The sequence below is a fragment of the Pseudomonas sp. YL2 genome (assembly GCF_023063025.1).
In the GTDB taxonomy this organism is placed as follows: Bacteria; Pseudomonadota; Gammaproteobacteria; order Pseudomonadales; family Pseudomonadaceae; genus Aquipseudomonas; species Aquipseudomonas putida_A.
Map to the genome: position 1 here is coordinate 211313 of NZ_JAJSLU010000005.1, position 22624 is coordinate 233936.

Consider the following 22624-nt stretch of genomic DNA (forward strand, 5'->3'; position numbering starts at 1 on the left):
TTGAATCGCAGGCACAAAAAAGCACCCCGCAGGGTGCTTCTTTTTTAAACAGTCGGACTGTTATTGACCCGGCTGATTCTGCGACAGAATCAGCTTGCCTTCCTTGTCGACCGGAATCTGGTTGCCCGGATCGCGATCCATCCGCACTTTGCCTTCCTTGCCATCGAGCGAGTAACGCACGTCGTAACCGACGACTTTGTCGCTGATGTCATTCACAGTGTTACAGCGAGTCTGGGTGGTGGTGTAGGTATCGCGGTTCTGCATGCCTTCCTGCACCTTGTTACCGGCATAACCGCCACCGACCGCGCCAGCGACCGTAGCAATCTTCTTGCCGGTACCGCCGCCAATCTGGTTACCCAGCAAACCACCCGCTACCGCACCAATCGCGGTACCGAGGATCTGGTGTTGATCCTTGACCGGCGCCTGGCGGGTTACAGCAACATCCTTGCACACTTCACGTGGAGTCTTGATCTGTGTTTTGACCGGTTCTACGGCCAGCACTTGCGCATACTCAGGGCCGCTTTTAACCAGGCTGTAGGTGGCAACAGCACCCCCGGCAGTCACACCGACAGCACCCAATACCGCACCAACCAGCAACGACTTGTTCACATGAACCTCCTGACCATCACATGCGGGACGCGCCCGCGCTTCTCCCAGCCTTGGAGCACAAAAAAAGGCGCGAGTTCAACTCGCGCCTTTTTCGGGCTGACAACCGGTGAAGCGATGGCCGTTATGGACGGTCGTCGACTTCCTTCTCGGTGTTGGCCGGAGGAATCAGATCCTCGGTGCTCAGGTTCAGCCAGATCAGCACCACGTTCGCGATATAGATCGACGAGTAGGTACCCGCCAGAACACCGATGAACAGGGCAATGGAGAAGCCGAACAGGTTGTCGCCACCGAAGAACAGCAGCGCAGCGATCGCCAGCAAGGTGGAGATCGACGTTGCCATGGTCCGCAGCAGGGTCTGGGTGGTCGAGATGTTGATGTTCTCGATCAACGAAGCCTTGCGCAGCACACGGAAGTTTTCACGAACCCGGTCGAACACGACGATGGTGTCGTTCAGCGAGTAACCGATAATCGCCAGTACCGCCGCCAGCACCGTCAGGTCGAAGGTGATCTGGAAGAACGACAGGATACCGACAGTCACGATCACGTCGTGAATCAGCGAAACGATGGCGCCGACCGCGAATTTCCACTGAAAGCGGAAAGCCAGGTAGATCAGGATGCCGCCGAGCGCCAGCAGCATGCCGAGGCCGCCCTGGTCGCGCAGTTCTTCACCGACCTGCGGGCCGACGAACTCGACACGCTTGACCGTCGCCGGGTTGTCGCCGCCGACTTTCTGCAGCGCGTCTGCTACCTGATGGCCCAGTTGCGGGTCTTCACCCGGCATACGCACCAGCAGATCGGTGGTCGCACCGAAGTTCTGCACGATGGCTTCGTGGTAACCGGAAGTCACCAGTTGCTCGCGCACTTTGGTGACGTCAGCCGGACGCTCGTAGGTCAGCTCGATGAGCGTGCCGCCGGTGAAGTCCAGACCCCAGTTCATGCCCTTGTGGAAAACGCTGAACAAGGCCAGAACGGTGAGAAACACAGTGACGCCGAACGCAAAGTTGCGAACGCCCATGAAGTTGATTGTACGTAACATGGCAGCCCCTTAAATCCACAACTTCTTGAAGTCACGTCCGCCGAAGATCAGGTTGACCATTGCGCGGGTCACCATGATGGCCGTGAACATCGAGGTAAAGATCCCGAGGGACATGGTCACTGCGAAGCCCTTCACCGGGCCGGTGCCCATGGCGAAGAGGATGCCGCCGACCAGCAGAGTGGTCAGGTTGGCGTCGAGAATCGCGGTGAATGCCCGGCCGAAGCCTTCGTTGATTGCACGCTGCACGGTCATGCCGGCGGCGATCTCTTCACGGATCCGCGAGAAGATCAGCACGTTGGCGTCGACCGCCATACCCATGGTCAAGACGATACCGGCGATACCCGGCAGGGTCAGCGTTGCACCCAGCAGCGACATCAGCGCCAGCAGCAGCACCATGTTCACCGCCAGTGCGACCGTGGCGATCACACCGAAGAAGCGGTAGATGGCGATGATGAACAGCGAAACGAACAGCATGCCCCACAGCGATGCATCGATACCTTTGGTGATGTTGTCAGCACCCAGGCTCGGACCGATTGTGCGCTCTTCAGCGAAGTACATCGGTGCGGCCAGACCACCGGCACGCAGCAGCAGTGCCAGCTCGGACGATTCGCCCTGGCCGTTCAGGCCGGTGATACGGAACTGCGCACCCAGCGGCGACTGAATGGTCGCCAGACTGATGATCTTCTTCTCTTCCTTGAAGGTCTGAACCGGCACGTCTTTCTCGACGCCGTCGACAACCTGCTTGGTGTAAGTGGTCACCGGACGTTGTTCGATGAAGATCACCGCCATGCTGCGACCGACGTTCGAACGGGTCGCGCGGCTCATCAGCTCGCCACCGTGACCGTCCAGACGGATGTTCACTTCTGGTGTGCCGTGCTCGCCGAAACCAGCCTTGGCGTCGGTTACCTGGTCACCGGTGATGATCAGGCCACGCTCGATCTGCGCAGGAGGACGCTTGCCTTCACGGAACTCGAAGGTTTCGGAAGTGGCTTTCGAAGCACCCGGCTCTGCAGCCAGACGGAACTCGAGGTTGGCAGTCTTGCCGAGAATACGCTTGGCTTCGGCAGTGTCCTGCACGCCCGGCAGCTCAACCACGATGCGGTTGGCGCCCTGACGCTGAACGATCGGTTCGGCAACACCCAGCTCGTTGACGCGGTTACGTACCGTGGTCAAGTTCTGCTTGATGGAGTATTCACGGATTTCCGCCAGCTTGGCCGGGGTCATCGCCAGACGCAGCACCGGTTGACCGTTGAGGTCGGCCGGAACAATGTCGAAATCGTTGAAGTTCTTGCGGATCAGCGCACGGGCCTGTTCGCGGGAGTCAGCATCGCTGAAGCCCAACTGAATGGCGCCGCCCAGTTGTGGCAGGCTGCGATAGCGCAGCTTCTCTTTGCGCAGCAGGCTCTTGACGTCGCCTTCGTAGACTTTCAGGCGGGCGTCGAGGGCTTTGTCCATGTCCACTTCCAGCAGGAAGTGCACACCACCGGACAAGTCCAGACCCAGCTTCATCGGGTGCGCGCCCAGATTGCGCAGCCATTGCGGGGTGGTCTGTGCCAGGTTCAGTGCGACGACGTAGTCATCACCCAATGCCTTGCGCACAACGTCCTTGGCCGGCAGCTGGTCTTCAGCCTTGGTCAGACGGATCAGACCGCCCTTGCCGTTGGCGGCCAGCGAGGCTGCCTTGACGTTGATCCCGGACTCACGCAGCGCGGTGCTGACGCGATCCAGATCGGCCTGATTGACCTGCAGTGCCGTGCTGGCGCCGCTGATCTGAATGGCCGGGTCATCGGGGTATAGATTGGGAGCGGAATAAATCAGACCGATCGCCAGCACCGCCAGGATCAGAATGTATTTCCACAGAGGATATTTGTTCAGCATCACGCCGCCCGTTATGAACGCGGGGCGCCTTGCGCGCCCCGTCGATTGAGTAGAAGTTGGAACCTTAGATCGCTTTCAGCGTGCCTTTTGGCAGCGTGGCGGCGATGGCGCCCTTCTGGAACTTCATTTCCACGGTGTCGGAAACTTCCAGAACCACGAAGTCATCGGCCACTTTGGTGATCTTGCCGGCGATGCCGCCGGTGGTGACCACTTCGTCACCCTTCGCAAGGCTGCTCAGCAGGTTCTTCTGCTCTTTGGCGCGCTTGGCCTGTGGACGCCAGATCATCAGGTAGAAGATGACCAGGAAGCCGACCAGGAAAATCCACTCGAAGCCGCCGCCCATTGGGCCTGCAGCAGCCGGTGCAGCTGCGTCAGCCATGGCGTTAGAGATAAAAAAGCTCATTTAGCACTCCAGTTGCAAATGTTGAATCTTGGGGTCAGAAAACTCAGTCCAAAGGCGGAACGGGGAGCCCGCGTTTGGCGTAGAAGGCATCGACAAAGGCGGCCAATGTACCCTGTTGAATAGCCTCGCGCAAACCAGCCATCAGCACCTGATAATGGCGCAAGTTATGGATGGTATTGAGCATGCTGCCGAGCATTTCGCCGCACTTGTCCAGGTGATGCAGATAAGCGCGGGAGAAGTTCTGGCAGGTATAGCAATCGCAGGTCGGATCCAGCGGCGAATCATCATGGCGATGGAACGCGTTACGGATCTTCAGCACGCCTGTATCAATGAACAGATGCCCATTGCGGGCATTACGGGTTGGCATCACGCAATCGAACATGTCCACACCGCGGCGCACACCCTCAACCAGATCTTCCGGTTTGCCAACGCCCATAAGGTAACGAGGTTTGTCAGCCGGCATCATGCCCGGCAGATAATCCAGCACCTTGATCATCTCGTGCTTCGGCTCGCCCACCGACAGACCGCCAATGGCCAGGCCATCGAAGCCGATCTTGTCGAGGCCTTCCAGCGAGCGCATGCGCAGATCCTGGTGCATGCCGCCCTGAACGATACCGAACAGCGCCGCGGTGTTGTCGCCATGCGCGTTTTTCGAGCGCTGGGCCCAACGCAGCGACAGCTCCATCGATACGCGGGCGACGTCTTCGTCAGCCGGGTACGGCGTGCACTCGTCGAAGATCATCACGATGTCGGAACCCAGATCGCGCTGCACCTGCATCGATTCTTCCGGGCCCATGAACACTTTCGAGCCGTCGACCGGGGAGGCGAAGGTCACGCCCTCCTCCTTGATCTTGCGCATCGCGCCGAGGCTGAACACCTGGAAACCGCCGGAGTCGGTGAGGATCGGGCCTTTCCACTGCATGAAATCGTGCAGGTCGCCGTGCTCCTTGATCACCTCGGTGCCCGGGCGTAGCCACAGGTGGAAGGTGTTGCCCAGAATGATTTCCGCGCCAGTGGCAACGATGTCACGCGGCAACATGCCCTTGACCGTGCCGTAGGTGCCCACCGGCATGAACGCCGGGGTCTCGACGGTGCCACGCGGGAAGGTCAGCCGACCACGACGAGCCTTGCCATCGGTGGCAAGCAGTTCAAAGGACATGCGACATTCGCGACTCATTCTGTTTCCTCTGGGCCTGTGTGTTCAGGGGCGGTCGGGGCGGGATTACGGGTGATGAACATCGCATCACCGTAGCTGAAAAAGCGGTAGCCGTTGTCGACGGCGGCTTTATAAGCGGCCATGGTTTCGGGATAACCGGCGAAAGCCGAAACCAGCATCAACAGCGTGGATTCCGGCAAATGGAAGTTGGTGACCAGGGCGTCGACCACATGGAACGGCCGGCCCGGGTAGATAAAGATGTCGGTGTCGCCACTGAACGGCTTGAGCACGCCATCGCGCGCGGCACTTTCCAGCGAGCGCACGCTGGTGGTACCCACGGCAATCACCCGCCCGCCACGCTCACGGCACGCGGCAACGGCGTCGACCACATCCTGGCCGACCTCCAGCCACTCGCTGTGCATGTGGTGATCTTCGATCTTGTCGACGCGCACCGGCTGGAACGTCCCCGCACCGACGTGCAGCGTGACGAACGCGGTCTCGACGCCCTTGGCGGCAATCGCCTCCATCAGCGGCTGATCGAAATGCAGCCCCGCCGTCGGCGCCGCCACCGCCCCCAGGCGCTGGGCGTACACGGTCTGATAGCGCTCGCGATCCGAGCCTTCATCCGGGCGGTCTATATAAGGAGGCAACGGCATGTGCCCGACGCGATCGAGCAACGGCAGCACTTCTTCAGCGAAGCCCAGCTCGAACAACGCATCGTGACGCGCGAGCATCTCGGCTTCGCCACCGCCGTCGATGAGGATCTTCGAACCCGGCTTCGGCGACTTGCTGGAGCGCACATGGGCCAGCACGCGGTGCGAATCGAGCACGCGTTCGATGAGGATTTCCAGCTTGCCGCCCGAGGCTTTCTGCCCAAACAGCCGCGCCGGAATCACCCGGGTATTGTTGAATACCATCAAATCGCCCGGGCGCAAATGCTCAAGCAAATCAGTGAATTGACGGTGTGCAAGGTCGCCGCTCGGCCCATCAAGGGTCAGCAGGCGACTACCGCGACGCTCGGCCAAAGGGTGGCGGGCGATCAGCGAATCAGGAAGCTCGAAGGTAAAGTCAGCAACGCGCATGATGGGGTTCGTCTAGCAGGGCCGGAAAGTCTAGCGGAATTATCAAAAATTGACCATGAAACGTGATTGACCAACGGTAATCACCTCTCTATACTTCGCCGCCATTGAGCCCTGATGGCGGAATTGGTAGACGCGGCGGATTCAAAATCCGTTTTCGAAAGGAGTGGGAGTTCGAGTCTCCCTCGGGGCACCAAAATTAAGAAAGGTCTTGCTTTGCAAGGCCTTTTTTTTCGTCTGTCGGAAAGTGGACGTGTGGCGCTGACCTCGCGCACGCCGCACCTCCCCGCGATTTGTTTTTGATCAGAAATCCGGTACGTGAACGCTCACAACCTGCGGGCAATTTCCTTCCAGATATAGCCGTAGTTGTATTTGAGCCAGAGAACCAGCGCTTTATCGAATTGACTGCGAAACCAACTGCGCTCTCTCTCAGCCAGCCTTTCGTTGATCATGCTATTGAGCGACTCGGGATCGAAACCCGTCCAGACAGAGGGCACGGCAGCCGCAATATTGGTGAAACACACCGGTGCGACTTCTGAATAAAGGATCTCGTACAGCACACCGGGATCGATGTTCTTTACCTGACTGGCTATGTAGTCGTAATCCACAGGGAAATCGTTGAACGGATCAGAGAGTGCGACCCTTACATTTTTCAGTTCCGGCTCACTCAGAAAATGTCCCAATGCGAAAACTCCTCCAGTTCTTCATCCACTGAGTCAGCGACCACTCCACCTGCGGCGCCACCGGCAACCGATCCAACCAAAACAACAGCTTTTGCACAAATGGGAGCCCCTGGGCCACAGAGTGCGCTAACTCCCATACCCGCAAGAATACCGCCTACGGCACCACCGCCAACGATGATGCCTTGACGTGCCGCTTCTTTCGGTTTGTTTTCGGCATTGAGGATTTGATAAGTCGCGAGGGCCGCAGTCACCAGGACTCCGAGCTTCCCCATGATCAACATTTTCTGAGTGCCCTTCGTGAACTTCACATCGTCCCGACCGGCTGCTTCCAAAATGGTGTAGTGAACCTTTGACTGCTCTGCTGCAGTAAAGATGTTGTAAGGTTTTTTGAAAAGTCGCTCCGAGTAGCGGTCAAAAAGAAACTGCAAAGTCCTGCCATCGGCTTTCTTCATTTGAACAATCGCCAGGCCTTGGAAGTGCTTCAGGGACAGACCACATTTTGAAAACGTGGTCTGTCCCTGAGGGATCCACAACGGAATCCTTTCGATTTCAATGATTGAAATTCAATAAGCTTGAAGTCGTGCCGCTAACAAAATCCCGCGGGTTTCCGACCCGTGCCGTCAGAAAGGCTCTAGGGTCCCCGGTAACCTTTTTGACATGGTAGGTTACGGTCATCTAGGAGTGAGGAAGCGTTAAATGGAGTCAGCTCGTGATAAATACACTAGGGAAATTGTCGAGGCGGAAGAGCTATGGCAGCTGCCTACGGTAGATCGAAAAGGATACGAATGTGGCAGCTGTGGCGTAGACGTTTATCCTGCCTCCTATCTCAAAACCAATCTCAAGCGACCTTATTTCAGCTTGTACGGAGATACCGATCACCTGAACGGTTGTGACGTCGAGGGCGATAAAAAGACAGTTGCTAGAGGAAAAAAGGGAAGCGTTCGCGACGAGTTAGAAACTAGCCCAGGGTTATCTCCGTCGAGATTGACACTTAGAGACGAGCGTGTGGCGGTTGACCCTACGCTTCCTCGCACATCAGCTCAAACCAGCAGCACCAGAACTGCCCGACGTGACATAGACAGTGAAACGGTGAGACCTGTAGGTCGCAGAGCAGCAAATACCATTCGTCCTATCTGCCGAGCATTTCTGAACTTCCCTTTTGACAGAAATATGTCGCTGGACGTTCCAGGAGTTGACGACAAAACATACTGGACTGCCTTCAAGAAGCTAGGAGCCGGCAACAAAGGAATAGAGACGTTCGAGCGCCCAAAAATTTTCTACGCGGAGCTCGCATGGGCGAAAGCTCAAGAAGATGACGGCTCGCTTACCATCCCACTATCGGCTGGTGAGTGGAGTACTGCTCGAAAACTGGTTCGCCATTACAAGGTGCGTGTGAGCTGGGCGAAATGGTCAAAATACAAGCAAACAGTTGTAAGAAATGAGATGGAGGTTGTGCGTGAGGAAGGGATAAAAGCAAAGAAAAAAAATCTCAAAGATCGCGCATACATTTTCTTTATCGGTGACCAGGATGAGGACGATCCAACCATTTTCAACGTAACTGACCATAGGCTGATTTGTGGGCTGCTGGGGGCTTTGATCATCGTATCTTGATGATCACTCCTTAGTTCGCTAGGTTCAGTTGTCACACGATCTGATGGCTGAACCTCTCCCAAACAGTCAAATAAGAGATAACAACATGGACTCAACTCTTCTTGCCGCAATAATCGGAGCAATCGCAACGGTGGCGGCGGTATTGATTGGATGGTATCTCCAACGTCCCAAACCGGCGCCTCCAACCATCGCTCCAGTCATCACTGAGCAGCAAAGCAATGAGGAAACCGAATCTCAAAGCTTTGCGCGTAGGTACTTGGAGTACCCAAGCCACTATCGCTTCATCAAATCGCTACCGAAGTTGAGAGCCGTCGTTCTAGAAAATGCCGGTGAAGGATGGGACACCGGAGTGACGTCCGAGATGCGCGATGCAAGCTACGACGTTACCGCATTTTTAGAATATGCATGGTTGCGTATTGCGGAGTTTTATCCTGATAGGCATTGGGGGGGGCAGTCGGCCCAAGACTACATTCAGACCTACATTCAAGGGCGATACGCGTTCCACTGGTCCAAGCATGAGCCTGGTGGTTCAGGAACCGGAGGAACGATCGTGGGGATACTCACTGGCAACGACGTTATCAAAGATCTGGAGAGCCTGATTTCAGACACCGTCGGCGCCTTGCTGGGCTACAACGACGATTTTGATTTTGTGACGTGGAAAAGGGAATGGGACAACGACGTGATTCTTTCCCAGAGTGAAAACTGACGTCATAATCAGCCACCACCCGAAACGGTGTATCACTACATGTATCCCTATCAATACAATCTGGCTGCAAGCCCCGGAGTGTATGGGAGACGACAGTCTCCCTCGGGCACCAAAATCAAGAAAGGTCTTGCTTAGCAAGGCCTTTTTTTTCGTCTGTTGGAAAGTGGACGCGCAATGCAGAACGCTCACCACCGCGCGGGTAGCACGTGACATGGCACGGACTCAGGTATCGGAGTCGGTTGCAGACTCAATCTGAGCATTTCCCCCAAACAACCGCGCTGCTATCGCCCGCCCCCTCTCCAGCCCCTCCTCCGTCAACCAGACCGACTTGTTCCTGTTCACCGGATTGCTAATGAAACCCTGTTCATGCAATCGGTTCATGATCTCGAAGTCGAACCCTTTCCAGGCATTTCCTTTATCGGAACTAAGTGCTGCCAACAGGGCAAGCACGGCGTCTTCCATCAGTTTGTCGTCGTATTCCATGGTCGTCACTCCATTCGTATCCAACAGTTAACGTCGAGTGTGTGAAGGCTCACCATAATACTCGCCGACCTCCGATGGAAATACCGCTCAATCCCGTGAAGGTTATTGATCGGCTTCCGAGTGCCCAGCCTCGCCTTTGGGCTGCACTTGTTGATCTCACTCCGTATAATCACGCCCCTCTGAAAGTAGTCCACCGCATCGGTGGTTGCATCTACGCATTAACACTCACATTGACGGACGTCGCTAAGGCCCCCCCATGGAAACGTCACTGGAAACCGTCGCCCTGTTCTCCCTCAAACTCGCTTACGAGGAGGAAGGCCTGAGCCCGATTCTGCGGGATGACATGGTTATGGGTGACTATCAGAAAGACGTTTTCGAACTGCTGGTGCGCCGGGGTGATGTCGAGACCATCCAGTTCAAGATGAACGAGTGCCTGGGCTTGGCAATGGAAGCCTTGGGCGGTGTCGAGAAACCGCTGGGGCGGGAGCTGCACAAGCTGTCAGCCGATTTCCGTCAGGCGCAGTCGCTGGAGCAGCTTGATCAGCCGCTCCTCGCGCTCAAGGGTTATCTGAAAGACATTCTCTGATCAGTTGCGCCACGCGCTGAGCTTTCAGCGCCGCGCCTTCAACACCCGTATATCCGTGGGAAACCCATCCGCCCCCACAAGCTTCTTCCAGCCCACATACTGAAACTCGCCCCGCTCATCGATGTAATCACCCTTCTCCACCGACCGGCCACCGACGATCGCCACGCGTTTTTCCTCGCCACAACCGCCATCCGATGGGCGAACGGTATAAATCACATACGGCTTCACATATTGCGTGGCGCGGAAGTATTGGCCGCAGACTTCGTCGACGGTGATCAGCATGGTTTTCAGGCGGGCTTCGCCGTCCATGTCTTCGTGCAGTTTCAGGAAGGAGATGTCGCCGACGTCGCTGTAGCCGAGTGAACGCGCGCGTAGGTATTCGGGGGAGTTCTGGTGGGCGATGCGGCCTTGCTCGGCGGCCTGGTTCATTCTGGCGGCGAACTCGGCTTTGCCTTGGGCTATCGTTGCCTCGGCCTGGGCGGCGACGTTTTCGCATTGCGCGAATTCGCGGGAGCCGAGGTATTGGGGCGTCAGGTTCAAGCGGCGCTCATTGATGATCCGCAGGCTGCCTTCCAGATCACCTGCCACCTCAAAGGCGCCAGGTACGCGACCGCTCCGGACGTCGGCGATTTTCTCCTGCATTCGCTGGCAGTTGGCGAGGTAATACTGCCAGCTGCTTTCCGGGGGTTCCTTCCACTCGGCGAATGCCGGGGTAATGACAGCGGCGCACGTGATTGCACAGAGCAAGCGCAGAACAGAAGCAGCTTTTGGCATGAGTAGTCCATTACAGGAATCAAGAAAGTGGCGCGACGCTACTATTTTGCTATCGTGCCGTCCACTGTCGGCAAGGTGCCGAGCGTTTGTACCGTGACGGGTTTCGAAGGATGGATACGATGGATGTTGTGTTTTTCTTTATCGCCTGGATAGGCATGTGGGTCTGGGTCGTCAGGCAGCGTGGTGCGTGGAATCTGCTACTCGCCAATGTGTTGGGTGCGGCCAGCGGCATGATTGTCGGCCTGGTGGTTTCGCAGCTTTGTGTCGGTCTGTTCGGCTCTAGCCGGCCACCGGTCCCGGGAGTCATGGGATCGCTTCTGGAAATGCTGGCGACTGCCGCGGCGCTGACCGGCGTATGGATGCTGGTGGCCCGTCGCTCGCAGGTCGAACACCCTGTCGCGCGTCAGCTACTGGCCGGCCTTTGCGGCGTTGTGGCCGGCATAACGGCGATCATGTTTTTTGTTCAGATCAATCCGCCCAATCTCGGCATGTGAATGTCTTCGTGGCGTCAGACCTCTATTTTGATATCTTGCCGTCCATCTTCAGCACTCACCGCCAGTGAGTGCTGTTTTGCAGGCTATTGAAGGGTTAAGGAAAGGATCGAATGGAGTTTCTGAGTTTTCTGGCATTTATCGCCGCCTGGGGTTTGATGTGGCGCTGGGTGGTGAAAAACCGCGGCAGCTGGAATCTGTTTTACGGCAACATCGTTGGCGCGGCGGGCGGCTTTATCGTCGGCATGGTGGTGCTGTCGATCTTCCTGTCGTTGTTCCCGTCGGCGCATAAAGCCGAAAAGGCGCCAGTTGAAGACGTGATCACACAGAACGATGTCACCACCAGTCTGTTGCCCGAAGCCGAGTCGGACTCGACGTCCGCGGTGCTGGAAAACGCGCCGGGCTTTGCTGTGATCGAGCCGGATAACCAACCTTCTCCGCCGGATTCCGCACTGCTGCCGAATTACGCCAGCCGGGCACCGAAATCGATATCGGAAAAATCCGTCCTGGATCAGAGCGACGCGCAGGGCCGTAAAGCGCTCACCGCGCTGCGCGACAAGCTTGGGCAAAATGCCGACAGCGATAAATCGATGCTCGCGTATGTCATGTGCGGCACGGTGGTCACCAGCACACTGCGCTTCCCAGCGTCGGAGCGCTTCGCCGACAGCTCTGCCATTGTCACCAAGCGCTTCAAGGATCAGGTCTACACCCTCAGCAACAAGGTCACCGCGCGCAACATGAACGGCGATGACGTCACTTATCGCTTCGACTGCTCGGTGCAGGAGCAATCCGCGTCCGCCGAATGGCGACTGCTGGCGCTGAAGCTGCAGAAGGCTGACTCTTAAGCCTCGTTTAAGGGTTCAAGGCGCCGGCTGCGCTATCATCGCCGGCTTGTGCGCCTTGAGCTCTTTGCCCCCGAATGTCCTCGATACCTGCTGATCTGAACCCGCTGCCTCCCGTGTTGGCCGGCCCGCTGCTGCGACGGCTGGAAGCGACGCGAGTGGTGCTGTGGCTGGTTGGCACCCGCGAACTGTCGTTGACCCTGCGCCTGCAAGGTGTAGGAGACATTCCTCTCGATGCCGGGAAATGCACGGTCATTGCCGTAGGCCGTCAAGCGTTCGTCCATTTGATTGACGTTACGCTCGACAGCACCCTGCCCTGCGACACGCGCATCGACTATGACCTGCTGATCGACGGCCAGACGCCCATCGCCGAATGGGCGCCGCACCTGCTGTACGGCAATGCCCGCTGTCCAAACCTCGTCGTGCGCTCACGGATTGATCAGTTGCTGCATGGCTCCTGCCGCAAACCACATCATCCGGCGGCAGACGGTCTGCTGTGCGTCGATCAACTGCTGTCTGGCGAAACCGATCCGCAACAACGCCCAGCGCTGCTGATGATGAGCGGCGACCAGGTTTACGCAGACGACGTTGCCGGCCCAATGCTGCGGGCGATTCATGCGTTGATCAAGCGCCTCGGCCTGTTCGACGAACACCTCGAAGGTGCCGTGGTCAGCGACAGCGCCAAGCTCTACCAACACCCGGCCAGTTACTACCACCGTGCGGATCTGTTACCGGCGCTGGAGAGCAACGAGACATTGCGCGAGCGATTTTTCGGCGGTGCGCGCAAGCCGATTTTCACCAGCAGCAGCGCCGACAATCACCTGGTGACCTTCGCCGAAGTGATGGCGATGTACTTGCTGGTGTGGTCACCAGTTGCCTGGGGGTTGATCAATCCTGCTGCTCCATCGCTGACGCCTGAACGCTTGAAGCGCTACACCCTGGAGCAGACCCGAATCGATGGTTTCAAGGCCGGGTTGGCCAACGTTGCCCGGGCGCTGGCGCACCTGCCGAGCCTGATGATTTTCGATGACCACGACATCACCGATGACTGGAATCTTTCCGCGCAATGGGAGGAAACCGCCTACGGCCATCCGTTCTCCAAACGCATCATCGGCAATGCCTTGATCGCGTACATGTTGTGTCAGGGCTGGGGCAATAATCCGGATGCGTTCAAGGATGTGCTGGAGAACACACGACGTCTGAGCGCCAGCGGTGACGATCGTTATCTCGACAGCCCGGTGCAGGACGCGCTGATCGATGATTTGCTGCGCTTTCAGCACTGGCATTTCGTGCTGCCAACCAGCCCGGCGCTGGTGGTGCTCGACACCCGCACCCGCCGCTGGCGCAGCGAGATGGCACTCAAGCAACCCTCCGGTTTGCTGGACTGGGAGGCGCTGAGCGAACTGCAGCAGGAACTGCTCGATCATCCGTCAGCAATCATCGTTTCCCCCGCGCCGATCTTCGGCGTGAAGCTGATTGAAACCGTGCAGAAGGTTTTCAGCTGGTGCGGTTATCCGCTGCTGGTCGACGCCGAAAACTGGATGGCCCACCGTGGCGCCGCTCAGGTGATCCTGAACATTTTCCGACACACCCGCACACCCGGGAACTACGTGGTGCTGTCCGGCGATGTGCATTATTCCTTCGTCTACGAAGTGCTTATCCGACACCGCAAGGCCGGGCCACGCATCTGGCAGATCACCAGCAGCGGGATCAAGAACGAGTTCCCGAAAACCCTGCTGGAATGGTTTGACCGCCTCAACCGCTGGCTCTATTCACCGCGCTCGCCGTTGAACTGGTTCACCAAACGCCGACGCATGCGCATCGTGCCCTATACCCCGGAACATGCCGAAGCGGGTGAGCGGCTGTGGAATTCGGCGGGGATCGGGCAGGTATTTTTCAATGCGCAGGGACAGCCGAGCGAGATCATTCAGCACAATTCAAACGGGGCGGTGAAGACGCGGATGCTGGCGCCGGAGTTGGGGGATTATCCTGATTAGCATCACGCATTTTTCCAATGTGGGAGCGGGCTTGCTCGCGAATGCAATTGATCATTCAACATCAGTGTCGACTGACAACACGCTTTCGCGAGCAAGCCCGCTCCCACAGGGGTTGTCGGTGCCTGTCAGTGCGCGGCTACAACAAGCCCCACACCTCTGACAATCATCCCCACCTCCCGCTCATCAATCGTCAGCGGCGGCAACAGCCGTATCGTCTTGCCACGCGTCACGTTGATCAGCAATCCATGATCCCGCGCCGCAATCAGCGTCAGATCGCGAATCGGCTGTTTCAACTCGATGCCGATCATCAAGCCCTGCCCGCGAATCGCCAACACATTGGGGTTGTCTGCCAGTTCGGCGCGCAGGCGGGTCAACAGGCGCTCACCCTGCACCCGGACATTTTCCAGCAAGCCCTGTTCTTCGATGATATCCAGCACCGTGCAACCGACCCGGCAGGCCAGCGGGTTGCCGCCGAAGGTGCTGCCATGGCTGCCGGGAGTGAACAGGTCCGCCGCTCTGCCCCGTGCCAGGCAGGCGCCGATCGGCACACCGTTGCCGAGGCCTTTGGCCAGGGTCATGACGTCCGGCACGATGCCTTCATGCTGGAACGCGAACCACTGGCCGGTGCGGCCGATGCCGGTCTGGATTTCGTCGAGCATCAGCAGCCAGGCGCGCCGATTGCACACTTCCCGCAGAGCTTTGAGGTAGCCGGGCGGCGCCAGTTGCACGCCGCTTTCGCCCTGGATCGGCTCGACCAGAATCGCCACGATGCGCTCGCCATGCTTTTGCTGCAGTTGATCCAGCGCCGCCAGATCACCGAAAGGCACTTTGACGAAATCCCCCGGCAGATCATTGAAGCCCAGCCGCACCGCTGGGCCATCACTCGCCGACAACGTGCCGAGCGTGCGGCCATGAAATGCGTTGGCCATGACTACCACCAGCGGCTGTCCGATACCTTTGCTCCAGCCGTACAAGCGCGCAAGTTTCAGTGCGGTTTCGTTAGCCTCAGCACCCGAGTTATTGAAGAACGCGCGATCCATGCCCGACAGCTCAGTCAGCCGTTTGGCCAGTTGCTGCTGCCAGTCGATGCTGTACAGATTGGAGGTGTGCAGCAGCATTCCGGCCTGCTCACTGATGGCCGCGACGATCCGTGGGTGCGAGTGCCCGACATTGGTCACCGCAACCCCGGCGACAGCATCCAGGTATTCACGACCGGCCTGATCCCACAGGCGAGTGCCCAGACCTCTGGTGAAACTCAGAGCCAGCGATTGGTAGGTGTTCATCAGGGCGGCGGTCATGACTTCAAACTCCAGTGAAGGTCGGTGTGTTTGCAGTATGGTTAGCCACCAGAACTGGATAAACTCGGCAAAACTTCATTCATTTAAAAGCCGAGCTTGATAATGGACCTGTTGCAGGCAATGAGCGTGTACGTGAAGGTCGTGGAAGCCGGAAGCATGACGGCAGCCGCGTTGCAGTGCGAAATGTCCACGACCATGGTCGGAAATCACCTGCGCGCACTGGAGCAAAGGCTCGGCGTGCAGTTGCTGCAGCGCACCACCCGCCGTCAGCGACTGACCGAGTTCGGCAGCGTTTACTACCAGCGCTGTCTGGATGTTTTGGGTCTGGTGGCCGACTCCGAACGCTTGGCCGAACAGGCCCTAGACGAGCCGCGCGGCCTGTTGCGCATCACCGCGCCGCTGACCTTTGGTGTCGAACGCCTGGCGCCGGCGCTCAGCGAGTTTTCCTTGCAATACCCGCAGGTGAAAATGGATGTGGTGCTGACCAACCGCCGTCCGGATCTGCTGGAAAGCGGCCTCGACGTAGCGTTTCGGCTGGGACATTTCGAGCAGTCGAACCTGATCGCCCGGCCGCTGATCGACTACACCCTGACCGTGTGCGCTTCGCCGGCTTACGTCGCCCGACGCGGCATGCCGATCACCCCGCAAGACCTGCAACAACACGACTGCCTGTCCTTCGCCTACCCCGCTGGCGACGACTGGCAATCAGTGGAAAAACGCTGGCGCCTCAGCGGCCCGGACGGCGAGATTCTGGTCGACGTCAGCGGCCCGATGCTGATGAACACCTCCGCCGGCCTGCATCAGGCAGCGCGCACCGGCATGGGCATCGTGATGTTGCCGGATGCGCTGGTGGAACAGGATCTGCGCGACGGCAAACTGGTGACGGTGATCCCCGATTACCAGCCACCGAGCCGCCCTTTGCATCTGTTGTATGCCCCGGATCGTTATCGTTTGCCGAAGCTGCGGCGCTTCGTCGAGTTCGCGATGAAAACCTGGGGCAGATCCTGACTTAGTTGCTATCGACTACGCTCCGGTGATTGCCGACAAGGATGCTGCCACGTGATGAAAAACGACCTTACCGTACGCGATCTGTTGCCCGAAGAAGTGGAGCCAGTGCGGCTGTTTCTCGGCCTACATGGCTGGGGACACCGGACAGGCTCCAGCGACTATTTCGCCCAACTCATCGAAAACTCGCAACGCACTGCCGTCGCGCTGAGCGGCGAGCAGATCATCGGTTTCGCCCGAGGCATCACCGATGGTTTGTCCAACGGTTATCTGTCGATGGTCGTGGTTGATGGCCAGCATCGGCGCGCCGGCGTCGGGCGCGCACTGGTCGAGCATGTCATGGGGGACAACCCCGAGATCACTTGGGTCCTGCGCGCCGGGCGCGAAGGTGCGGAGGCGTTTTTTGCCAGTTTGGGGTTTGAAACATCAGTGATTGCCATGGAGCGCCCAAGGCTCAAGTAACACGTGAGAATCAACTCCCGCTTTTCACCAACACCGGCTTCTCCTGATAACGCTGCGCAAACAACTGCTTCAACTGCGCCACCTTGGGCATGTCGTTGATCACGATGTACGGATAGCTCGGGTGTTCGGTGAGGAAATCCTGGTGATAGTCCTCCGCCGGGTAGAAGCCGTTGTAGGTTTCCAGTTGGGTGACGATCGGTTTGCTGTAGGCATGCGCCGCGTCGAGTTGGGCGATGTAGGCCTGGGCCACGCGTTGCTGGTCGGCGTTGACCGGGAACAGCGCCGAGCGGTATTGCGTGCCGCTGTCGGGGCCTTGGCGGTTGAGTTCGGTCGGGTTGTGGGCCACCGAGAAGTAGATCTGCAGCAGGCTGCCGTAACTGACTTGCGTCGGATCGAAGGTGACTTGCACTGACTCGGCATGACCGGTATCACCTTCGCTGACCCGCTCATATTCCGCCGTGTTCGCCGTACCTCCGGCATAACCGGAGACGGCTTTCTGCACGCCTTTGACGTGCTGGAAAACCCCTTGTACGCCCCAGAAACAACCACCGGCGAACACCGCGGTTTCACTGTGCGCCTGAGTGGTTTCGTCGAGGGCCGGTGGCGGGATGGCCACCGCGTCCTCTGCACCGAAAGAGAACGCCGAGCACTGACCGATCACACCAGCCATGGCGACGCCGAGCAGTGCACGGCGCCAGTTGTTTTGAGCTTTCATGTTGCGCACTCCCGATCAGCCGAAGGTGAAGGCGTAAGCCGATACGCCCGGGTCAAGAAATTCGATGGTGAAGGTCCGGTCCTTCACCTCGTCGGTTTGCCGTACCAGTTGATACAGGCGCTGCTCGGTCACGCGGCCGCTGCCATCCGCGGCGACATCGACACCGTGGGCGTCACCCGGCGCCTGCCCGTCAATCGACACGTTGAAACGCACCGGTTTGCCATCCGCACCCGGGCCCAGCACCAGATGCAGATCGCGGGCGTGGAAGCGGTAGACGATGCGACTGGCCGGCGCGCTGGCGGTGGCCTGCTCGGCACCGACGGCCCACTGGCCGCCAAGGCTCCAGTCATTCAGGGTCAGGTTGGCGGGTGGGTTATAGGTCGCGACCTTGTCAGGCACCAGCCCGGTTTCCGGTACGAAATGTTCCGCACGCTGGTAGCCGACGTAGGTTTCCGGTGACAGCACCTGATTCATGTCCGGCGCCTGTTGCACGCCTTGGGCATCGGCGTTGATCAAGCCGTCGGCGACGGTTTTCGCCCCGGCCTCACGCAGCAACTGCTGTATGACCCGTTCCGATTCGGCGTAATCCCCTTCGCCAAAATGGTGGTAACGAATCCGTCCTTGAGCATCGGCAAAATAATGCGCCGGCCAGTATTCGTTGTTGAAAGCACGCCAGATTTTGTAGTCGTTATCGATGGCGACCGGATAGTTGATACCCAGCTCCTTCATGGCTTTAGTGACATTGCCGACATCGCGCTCGAAAGCGAATTCCGGGGCGTGCACGCCAATCACTACCAGGCCTTGATCGCGGTACTTTTCCGCCCAGGCTTTGACGTATGGCAAGGTGCGCAGGCAGTTGATGCAGGAGTAGGTCCAGAAATCCACCAGCACCACTTTGCCCTTCAATGCCTGGGCGTCCAGCGGTGGCGAATTGAGCCATTGCACGGCGCCATTGAGCGGCGGCAACTGGCCTTCAACCGGTAGTGTTCCCGGTGCCTTGTCGGCAACTTTCATCGCCCCGCCGGCAGCAGGAATCTGCGCCATCATGGTTCCGTTGCCCGTCGGCGATTTGCTGGTCAGCTTGCCGACCAGCGCCTGTTCAATCCCGCCCGTGGAAGCCGTCGACAGCCGCGCCAACAGCCCGGTATCGAGGCCCAGCGCAATCGCTGCGACACCCGCCAGCATCGCCGCCCCCAACCCGCGCCGGACCCACTCCCCCGTACCGATCGAGCGCTTCATCAACGCAAAGACCTTACTGCCCAGCAGCAGCGCCGCCGCCAGTGAAGTCGCGGCGCCCGCCGCGTAGGCGAGCAACAACAGCGTGGTGGCGATGCTTGCCCCTTGCAACGCGGCTCCGGTCAGAATCAAACCGAGGATGGGCCCGGCGCACGGTGCCCAGAGCAGACCCGTGGCGACGCCAATCAGAAACGAGGCGCCGGGACGCGGACGATTGTCCTGGCCCGCGGCTTCGGACAGCCGACTGCCGGCCGAGACCAGCGGTCGCGTCAGGCGCTCGGCGAGGCGCGGCAGCAGCAGCGTCAGCCCGAACAGTGCAACGAACAGCAACGCGAGCCAGCGCCCGTACTGATTGACTTGCACCACCCAACCGCCGCCCACCGCCGCCAGTGTGGCGACGAGGGCGAAAGTCAGCGCCATCCCGGCCAAGAGCGGCAAGCCACTCTTGATAAACGGCTGCCCGGTGCGAGCGAAGACAAAAGGCAGAACAGGCAGGATGCACGGACTGACGATCGTCAGCACACCGCCCAGATAAGCGAGAACCAAGAGCCACATGGTGTCGTCCTGTAGAAAGTGAACATCGAAAAATGGCCATGGCTCATGCCGCCACGGGTTTGAACGTCATCGCCAGGCCATTCATGCAATAGCGCAGGCCGGTGGGTTTCGGGCCGTCGTCGAACACATGTCCCAAGTGCCCGCCGCAGCGTCGGCAGTGCACTTCATTGCGTGACATGCCTAACGATCGGTCCTGACGCGTGGCCACCGCATGTTCCAACGGTGCCCAGAAACTCGGCCAGCCCGTGCGGCTGTCGAACTTGGTCGCCGATGAAAACAGCGCCAGATCACAACCCGCGCAGGCGAATGTGCCGTTGCGATGTTCGTTGTTGAGCGGGCTGGTATAGGCCCGTTCGGTGCCTTCATCGCGCAGGATGGCGTACTGCTCATCCGAGAGCAGCGAGTGCCATTCGCTGTCGCTGTGGCTCACCTCGAAAACCTCATCGGCATGGGCTTGCTCGATCAGTGCGGAGCCCGAGGAAAATTTTGGCAATACACCCGCCACCAGAGCTGCAACCCCCAGCCCGCCGCTCGCTACGAGAATCTGTCGCCGTGAAAACATGGCCGTCTCCAAAAATTCCAGGTGCCTGTCATGGAACACAGCCTAGGCTTGGGTTGATCGCCAAATCCTCACGGGAAGTTAACGAATTCGTGATAACTCGCCCCGAGGAAAACCCGCACAATGCGCTCACTGCGCCGAAGGATTGAGCTTGATGGAATTAACCAGACGCATCCTCGTGGTCGAGGATGACCAACACATCGCCGATTTGATTTGCCTGCACCTGCGCGATGAGCATTACGACGTCGTGCACTGTGCAGACGGCGACGAAGGCATGCGCCTGTTGCAACAGGGACAATGGGATGCACTGATCCTCGACCTGATGTTGCCGGGGGTCGACGGCCTGGAAATCTGCCGCCGCGCCCGGGCGATGGCGCGCTATACGCCGATCATCATCACCAGCGCCCGCTCCAGCGAATTGCACCGCATTCTGGGTCTGGAGCTGGGTGCCGACGATTACCTTGCCAAACCGTTTTCAATGCTGGAACTGGTGGCTCGGGTCAAAGCCTTGCTGCGCCGGGTCGACGCCATGGCGCGCAACCTGAAAATGGACGCCGGCAGCCTCAGTCTCGATGGTTTGAGCATCGACCCGATCACCCGCGACGTCACCCTCAATGGCGCGCGTCTGGACCTCACCCCGCGAGAGTTCGACCTGCTGTATTTCTTCGCCCGACAACCGGGCAAGGTCTTCTCACGCATGGACCTGCTGAACGCGGTGTGGGGCTACAGTCATGAAGGTTACGAGCACACGGTCAACACCCACATCAATCGCCTGCGGGCGAAGATCGAAAGCGATCCGGCACAACCGACCCGCATCCTCACCGTGTGGGGTCGCGGCTATAAATTCGGCACGGAACAACCATGAGACTGAATCTGTCGCAGCGCCTGTCGCTGGTGTTCGCCGTTTTGCTGCTGGTGTGCTGCGGCACCTCGGCATGGCTGCAAGTGCGCTCGAGCAAGATGCATGAACTGGAAGTGGTGCAAGGCCTGTCGCGAGATCTGGCGCAGCACATCGCCCATGACACGGTGCTGATGGACAGCAATGGCCTGATGCCCGGTGCCGTGCGCGAACTGTTCAGCAAGCTGATGCTGGTCAACCCGAGTGTCGAGGTGTACCTGCTCGATACGGAGGGGCGAATTGTCGGTAATGCTGCCCCCGAAGGCCACTTGCGGCGGGAGAAGGTTGACCTGGTTCCGGTGCAGCGTCTGCTTGCCGATCAGCCGCTGCCGATCCTCGGCGATGACCCGCGCAGTGCCGACGGGCGCAAGGTCTTCAGTGCCGCGCCATTGAAGGTCAACGGCAAGTCCGCCGGTTATCTGTACGTGGTGTTGCTCAGCGAAGAACACGATCGCTTCGCTGAACGGGGCGCGACCAGTGCCGCACTCAATACGGCGTTGCTGTCGATCGGGCTGGTGGCGCTGTTGTGCCTGATCGCGGGTCTCACGGCGTTCAACCTGATTACCCGACCCTTGCGCCGATTGACCGAAACCGTCAGCCGCTTCGACATTGATGGCACGCCGCAACCTCTGCCCGCTCCGTCAGCAGCTGTGGATAAAAGCGCTGACCCGGATGAGATCGCCGTGCTTGATGGCGCCTTCCGCCAAATGCAAAAACGCCTCGGTGAGCAGTGGCGCTCATTGACCCGCCAGGATCAGGAGCGACGCGAACTGGTCGCGAATATCTCCCACGACCTGCGCACGCCACTGGCCTCGCTGCACGGTTATCTGGAAACCCTGTCACTCAAGGACGCTACGCTCACCGCCGAAGAACGCCGCCGCTATCTGGGCATCGCACTGGATCAGAGCCGCAAGGTTGGCGGATTGGCGCAATCGCTGCTGGAGCTGGTGCGTCTGGAACACGGTTTCGTGCAACCGGTACTGGAACGCTTTTCGCTGATCGATCTGCTGCAGGACATGTTCCAGAAATTCGAACTGGCCGCCGAAGCCCGCCATGTCGAACTCAAGGCCACCTTCGTGCCCAACCTGCCAACGGTCTGCGCCGACCTCGGGTTGATCGAACGGGTGCTGACCAACCTGGTGGACAATGCCTTGCGCCACACGCCTTCGGGTGGCGAGATCGAGCTGGATTTGAAGCCCCAGGGCGCACTGGTAGAAGTCACGGTCAGCGACACCGGCCCCGGCATCGCTCCGGATCTGCGCGAAGGTCTGTTCCTGCGTCCTTTCAATATTGGCGGCGCGCGGCGTGACGGTGGACTGGGCCTGCGGATCGTCCACCGCATCCTGCAACTGCACGGGCGTGAGATTCAGTTGATCGATGTCGCCGGGCGCGGGGCGACTTTCCGCTTCACGCTGCCGACCGATCAGCAAACCGCTGAACAGTGGATGGTGCGCTCGATGAACCTGAGCACGCCGGACAAATAATCCGCACCACCGGACTGTTGTTCCGTGACAACGCCGCCCCGCTCCCCTAAATTAACCGGCCTGAAAAAGACCTCGCGC

24 protein-coding genes and 1 tRNA gene are annotated in these 22624 nt (G+C 59.0%); 11 read left to right on the forward strand and 14 right to left on the reverse strand.

Annotated elements, in window-relative coordinates; genetic code table 11:
- Nucleotides 1-60 precede the first annotated feature (60 nt).
- The 6 genes from LVD08_RS10145 to queA form a co-directional block, all read right to left on the reverse strand.
- Nucleotides 61-609 carry a glycine zipper 2TM domain-containing protein gene (locus LVD08_RS10145; protein WP_041071808.1) on the reverse strand — a complete coding sequence of 183 codons (549 nt, stop codon included), beginning with the start codon at nt 607-609 and terminating at the stop codon, nt 61-63.
- A gap of 121 nt (nt 610-730) precedes the next feature.
- The gene (gene secF, locus LVD08_RS10150; protein WP_047599292.1) at nt 731-1645 is read right to left on the reverse strand and encodes a protein translocase subunit SecF; all 915 of its coding nucleotides are present in this window, start codon (nt 1643-1645) and stop codon (nt 731-733) included.
- Between the two features lie 9 nt (nt 1646-1654).
- Entirely contained in the window at nt 1655-3523 is a 1869-nt protein-coding gene (gene secD / locus LVD08_RS10155) for a protein translocase subunit SecD (RefSeq protein ID WP_096795518.1), read from the reverse strand.
- Nucleotides 3524-3587: 64 nt separating this feature from the next.
- On the reverse strand, nt 3588-3926 hold the full coding sequence (yajC, locus tag LVD08_RS10160) for a preprotein translocase subunit YajC (protein WP_003227923.1): 339 nt from the start codon (nt 3924-3926) through the stop codon (nt 3588-3590).
- 43 nt (nt 3927-3969) lie between these two features.
- Entirely contained in the window at nt 3970-5085 is a 1116-nt protein-coding gene (gene tgt, locus LVD08_RS10165) for a tRNA guanosine(34) transglycosylase Tgt (protein WP_161794909.1), read from the reverse strand.
- Nucleotides 5086-5099: 14 nt separating this feature from the next.
- Complete coding sequence (gene queA / locus LVD08_RS10170) at nt 5100-6164, reverse strand: tRNA preQ1(34) S-adenosylmethionine ribosyltransferase-isomerase QueA (protein WP_247268061.1); 1065 nt, start codon at nt 6162-6164, stop codon at nt 5100-5102.
- Nucleotides 6165-6272: 108 nt separating this feature from the next.
- Here queA and LVD08_RS10175 point away from each other — a divergent pair.
- A tRNA-Leu gene (locus tag LVD08_RS10175) sits at nt 6273-6357 on the forward strand.
- Nucleotides 6358-6487: 130 nt separating this feature from the next.
- On the opposite strand, the gene LVD08_RS10180 is transcribed toward LVD08_RS10175, so the two are convergent.
- Complete coding sequence (locus tag LVD08_RS10180; RefSeq protein ID WP_166497729.1) at nt 6488-6844, reverse strand: DUF7079 family protein; 357 nt, start codon at nt 6842-6844, stop codon at nt 6488-6490.
- Nucleotides 6829-7296 (reverse strand): hypothetical protein, encoded by a 468-nt coding sequence (locus LVD08_RS10185; protein WP_247268062.1) that lies wholly within the window; start codon nt 7294-7296, stop codon nt 6829-6831. The genes LVD08_RS10180 and LVD08_RS10185 overlap by 16 nt, the downstream gene beginning before the upstream one ends.
- Before the next feature lie 244 nt (nt 7297-7540).
- Between LVD08_RS10185 and LVD08_RS10190 the strand changes: the two genes are divergently transcribed.
- Nucleotides 7541-8455: a hypothetical protein gene (locus tag LVD08_RS10190; protein WP_247268063.1), complete on the forward strand. Its 915-nt coding sequence runs from the start codon at nt 7541-7543 to the stop codon at nt 8453-8455.
- Between the two features lie 85 nt (nt 8456-8540).
- Nucleotides 8541-9161: a hypothetical protein gene (locus tag LVD08_RS10195; RefSeq protein WP_247268064.1), complete on the forward strand. Its 621-nt coding sequence runs from the start codon at nt 8541-8543 to the stop codon at nt 9159-9161.
- Nucleotides 9162-9383: 222 nt separating this feature from the next.
- On the opposite strand, the gene LVD08_RS10200 is transcribed toward LVD08_RS10195, so the two are convergent.
- Nucleotides 9384-9644 (reverse strand): DUF6429 family protein, encoded by a 261-nt coding sequence (locus tag LVD08_RS10200; RefSeq protein WP_103369540.1) that lies wholly within the window; start codon nt 9642-9644, stop codon nt 9384-9386.
- Between the two features lie 256 nt (nt 9645-9900).
- On the opposite strand from LVD08_RS10200, the gene LVD08_RS10205 reads away from it, so the two are divergent.
- Complete coding sequence (locus LVD08_RS10205) at nt 9901-10230, forward strand: hypothetical protein (protein ID WP_247268065.1); 330 nt, start codon at nt 9901-9903, stop codon at nt 10228-10230.
- A gap of 24 nt (nt 10231-10254) precedes the next feature.
- Here the strand turns inward: LVD08_RS10205 and LVD08_RS10210 are convergent, their stop codons facing one another.
- On the reverse strand, nt 10255-11004 hold the full coding sequence (locus LVD08_RS10210) for a hypothetical protein (protein ID WP_247268066.1): 750 nt from the start codon (nt 11002-11004) through the stop codon (nt 10255-10257).
- A 119-nt stretch (nt 11005-11123) separates the two neighbouring features.
- Between LVD08_RS10210 and LVD08_RS10215 the strand changes: the two genes are divergently transcribed.
- From LVD08_RS10215 to LVD08_RS10225, 3 genes are all read left to right on the forward strand, one after another.
- Nucleotides 11124-11498: a hypothetical protein gene (locus tag LVD08_RS10215; protein WP_049827877.1), complete on the forward strand. Its 375-nt coding sequence runs from the start codon at nt 11124-11126 to the stop codon at nt 11496-11498.
- 110 nt (nt 11499-11608) lie between these two features.
- Nucleotides 11609-12340, forward strand: coding sequence for a hypothetical protein (locus LVD08_RS10220; RefSeq protein ID WP_247268067.1), 732 nt, complete (start codon nt 11609-11611; stop codon nt 12338-12340).
- Between the two features lie 74 nt (nt 12341-12414).
- Nucleotides 12415-14334 (forward strand): alkaline phosphatase D family protein, encoded by a 1920-nt coding sequence (locus LVD08_RS10225; RefSeq protein WP_247268068.1) that lies wholly within the window; start codon nt 12415-12417, stop codon nt 14332-14334.
- Nucleotides 14335-14459: 125 nt separating this feature from the next.
- On the opposite strand, the gene LVD08_RS10230 is transcribed toward LVD08_RS10225, so the two are convergent.
- Complete coding sequence (locus LVD08_RS10230) at nt 14460-15632, reverse strand: aspartate aminotransferase family protein (RefSeq protein WP_183783922.1); 1173 nt, start codon at nt 15630-15632, stop codon at nt 14460-14462.
- Between the two features lie 102 nt (nt 15633-15734).
- Here LVD08_RS10230 and LVD08_RS10235 point away from each other — a divergent pair, with 102 nt between their 5' ends.
- Both LVD08_RS10235 and LVD08_RS10240 read left to right on the forward strand, forming a co-directional pair.
- The gene (locus LVD08_RS10235; RefSeq protein WP_027612153.1) at nt 15735-16640 is read left to right on the forward strand and encodes a LysR family transcriptional regulator; all 906 of its coding nucleotides are present in this window, start codon (nt 15735-15737) and stop codon (nt 16638-16640) included.
- Between the two features lie 54 nt (nt 16641-16694).
- Complete coding sequence (locus LVD08_RS10240) at nt 16695-17099, forward strand: GNAT family N-acetyltransferase (protein WP_183783918.1); 405 nt, start codon at nt 16695-16697, stop codon at nt 17097-17099.
- Between the two features lie 10 nt (nt 17100-17109).
- On the opposite strand, the gene msrA is transcribed toward LVD08_RS10240, so the two are convergent.
- The 3 genes from msrA to msrB are packed head-to-tail and all read right to left on the reverse strand — an operon-like array spanning nt 17110 to nt 20167.
- Complete coding sequence (gene msrA, locus LVD08_RS10245; RefSeq protein ID WP_247268069.1) at nt 17110-17814, reverse strand: peptide-methionine (S)-S-oxide reductase MsrA; 705 nt, start codon at nt 17812-17814, stop codon at nt 17110-17112.
- A gap of 15 nt (nt 17815-17829) precedes the next feature.
- A complete protein-coding gene (locus LVD08_RS10250) occupies nt 17830-19605 on the reverse strand; it encodes a cytochrome c biogenesis protein DipZ (protein WP_247268070.1) in 1776 nt (591 codons plus the stop codon).
- A 43-nt stretch (nt 19606-19648) separates the two neighbouring features.
- Entirely contained in the window at nt 19649-20167 is a 519-nt protein-coding gene (msrB, locus tag LVD08_RS10255; protein WP_247268071.1) for a peptide-methionine (R)-S-oxide reductase MsrB, read from the reverse strand.
- Between the two features lie 151 nt (nt 20168-20318).
- Here msrB and LVD08_RS10260 point away from each other — a divergent pair, with 151 nt between their 5' ends.
- Nucleotides 20319-21029, forward strand: coding sequence for a response regulator transcription factor (locus LVD08_RS10260; protein WP_247268072.1), 711 nt, complete (start codon nt 20319-20321; stop codon nt 21027-21029).
- The gene (locus tag LVD08_RS10265; protein WP_247268073.1) at nt 21026-22546 is read left to right on the forward strand and encodes a sensor histidine kinase; all 1521 of its coding nucleotides are present in this window, start codon (nt 21026-21028) and stop codon (nt 22544-22546) included. The genes LVD08_RS10260 and LVD08_RS10265 overlap by 4 nt, the downstream gene beginning before the upstream one ends.
- Nucleotides 22547-22624: the final 78 nt, after the last annotated feature.

Bases quoted from the DNA above. Each gene is read 5' to 3' on its own strand.
- secF (WP_047599292.1), bottom strand. From the start codon at position 1,645: ATGTTACGTACAATCAACTTCATGGGCGTTCGCAACTTTGCGTTCGGC.
- secD (WP_096795518.1), bottom strand. From the start codon at position 3,523: ATGCTGAACAAATATCCTCTGTGGAAATACATTCTGATCCTGGCGGTG.
- yajC (WP_003227923.1), bottom strand. From the start codon at position 3,926: ATGAGCTTTTTTATCTCTAACGCCATGGCTGACGCAGCTGCACCGGCT.
- tgt (WP_161794909.1), bottom strand. From the start codon at position 5,085: ATGTCCTTTGAACTGCTTGCCACCGATGGCAAGGCTCGTCGTGGTCGG.
- queA (WP_247268061.1), bottom strand. From the start codon at position 6,164: ATGCGCGTTGCTGACTTTACCTTCGAGCTTCCTGATTCGCTGATCGCC.
- LVD08_RS10185 (WP_247268062.1), bottom strand. From the start codon at position 7,296: ATGAAGAAAGCCGATGGCAGGACTTTGCAGTTTCTTTTTGACCGCTAC.
- LVD08_RS10190 (WP_247268063.1), top strand. From the start codon at position 7,541: ATGGAGTCAGCTCGTGATAAATACACTAGGGAAATTGTCGAGGCGGAA.
- LVD08_RS10195 (WP_247268064.1), top strand. From the start codon at position 8,541: ATGGACTCAACTCTTCTTGCCGCAATAATCGGAGCAATCGCAACGGTG.
- LVD08_RS10200 (WP_103369540.1), bottom strand. From the start codon at position 9,644: ATGGAATACGACGACAAACTGATGGAAGACGCCGTGCTTGCCCTGTTG.
- LVD08_RS10205 (WP_247268065.1), top strand. From the start codon at position 9,901: ATGGAAACGTCACTGGAAACCGTCGCCCTGTTCTCCCTCAAACTCGCT.
- LVD08_RS10210 (WP_247268066.1), bottom strand. From the start codon at position 11,004: ATGCCAAAAGCTGCTTCTGTTCTGCGCTTGCTCTGTGCAATCACGTGC.
- LVD08_RS10215 (WP_049827877.1), top strand. From the start codon at position 11,124: ATGGATGTTGTGTTTTTCTTTATCGCCTGGATAGGCATGTGGGTCTGG.
- LVD08_RS10220 (WP_247268067.1), top strand. From the start codon at position 11,609: ATGGAGTTTCTGAGTTTTCTGGCATTTATCGCCGCCTGGGGTTTGATG.
- LVD08_RS10225 (WP_247268068.1), top strand. From the start codon at position 12,415: ATGTCCTCGATACCTGCTGATCTGAACCCGCTGCCTCCCGTGTTGGCC.
- LVD08_RS10230 (WP_183783922.1), bottom strand. From the start codon at position 15,632: ATGACCGCCGCCCTGATGAACACCTACCAATCGCTGGCTCTGAGTTTC.
- LVD08_RS10235 (WP_027612153.1), top strand. From the start codon at position 15,735: ATGGACCTGTTGCAGGCAATGAGCGTGTACGTGAAGGTCGTGGAAGCC.
- LVD08_RS10240 (WP_183783918.1), top strand. From the start codon at position 16,695: ATGAAAAACGACCTTACCGTACGCGATCTGTTGCCCGAAGAAGTGGAG.
- msrA (WP_247268069.1), bottom strand. From the start codon at position 17,814: ATGAAAGCTCAAAACAACTGGCGCCGTGCACTGCTCGGCGTCGCCATG.
- LVD08_RS10250 (WP_247268070.1), bottom strand. From the start codon at position 19,605: ATGTGGCTCTTGGTTCTCGCTTATCTGGGCGGTGTGCTGACGATCGTC.
- msrB (WP_247268071.1), bottom strand. From the start codon at position 20,167: ATGTTTTCACGGCGACAGATTCTCGTAGCGAGCGGCGGGCTGGGGGTT.
- LVD08_RS10260 (WP_247268072.1), top strand. From the start codon at position 20,319: ATGGAATTAACCAGACGCATCCTCGTGGTCGAGGATGACCAACACATC.
- LVD08_RS10265 (WP_247268073.1), top strand. From the start codon at position 21,026: ATGAGACTGAATCTGTCGCAGCGCCTGTCGCTGGTGTTCGCCGTTTTG.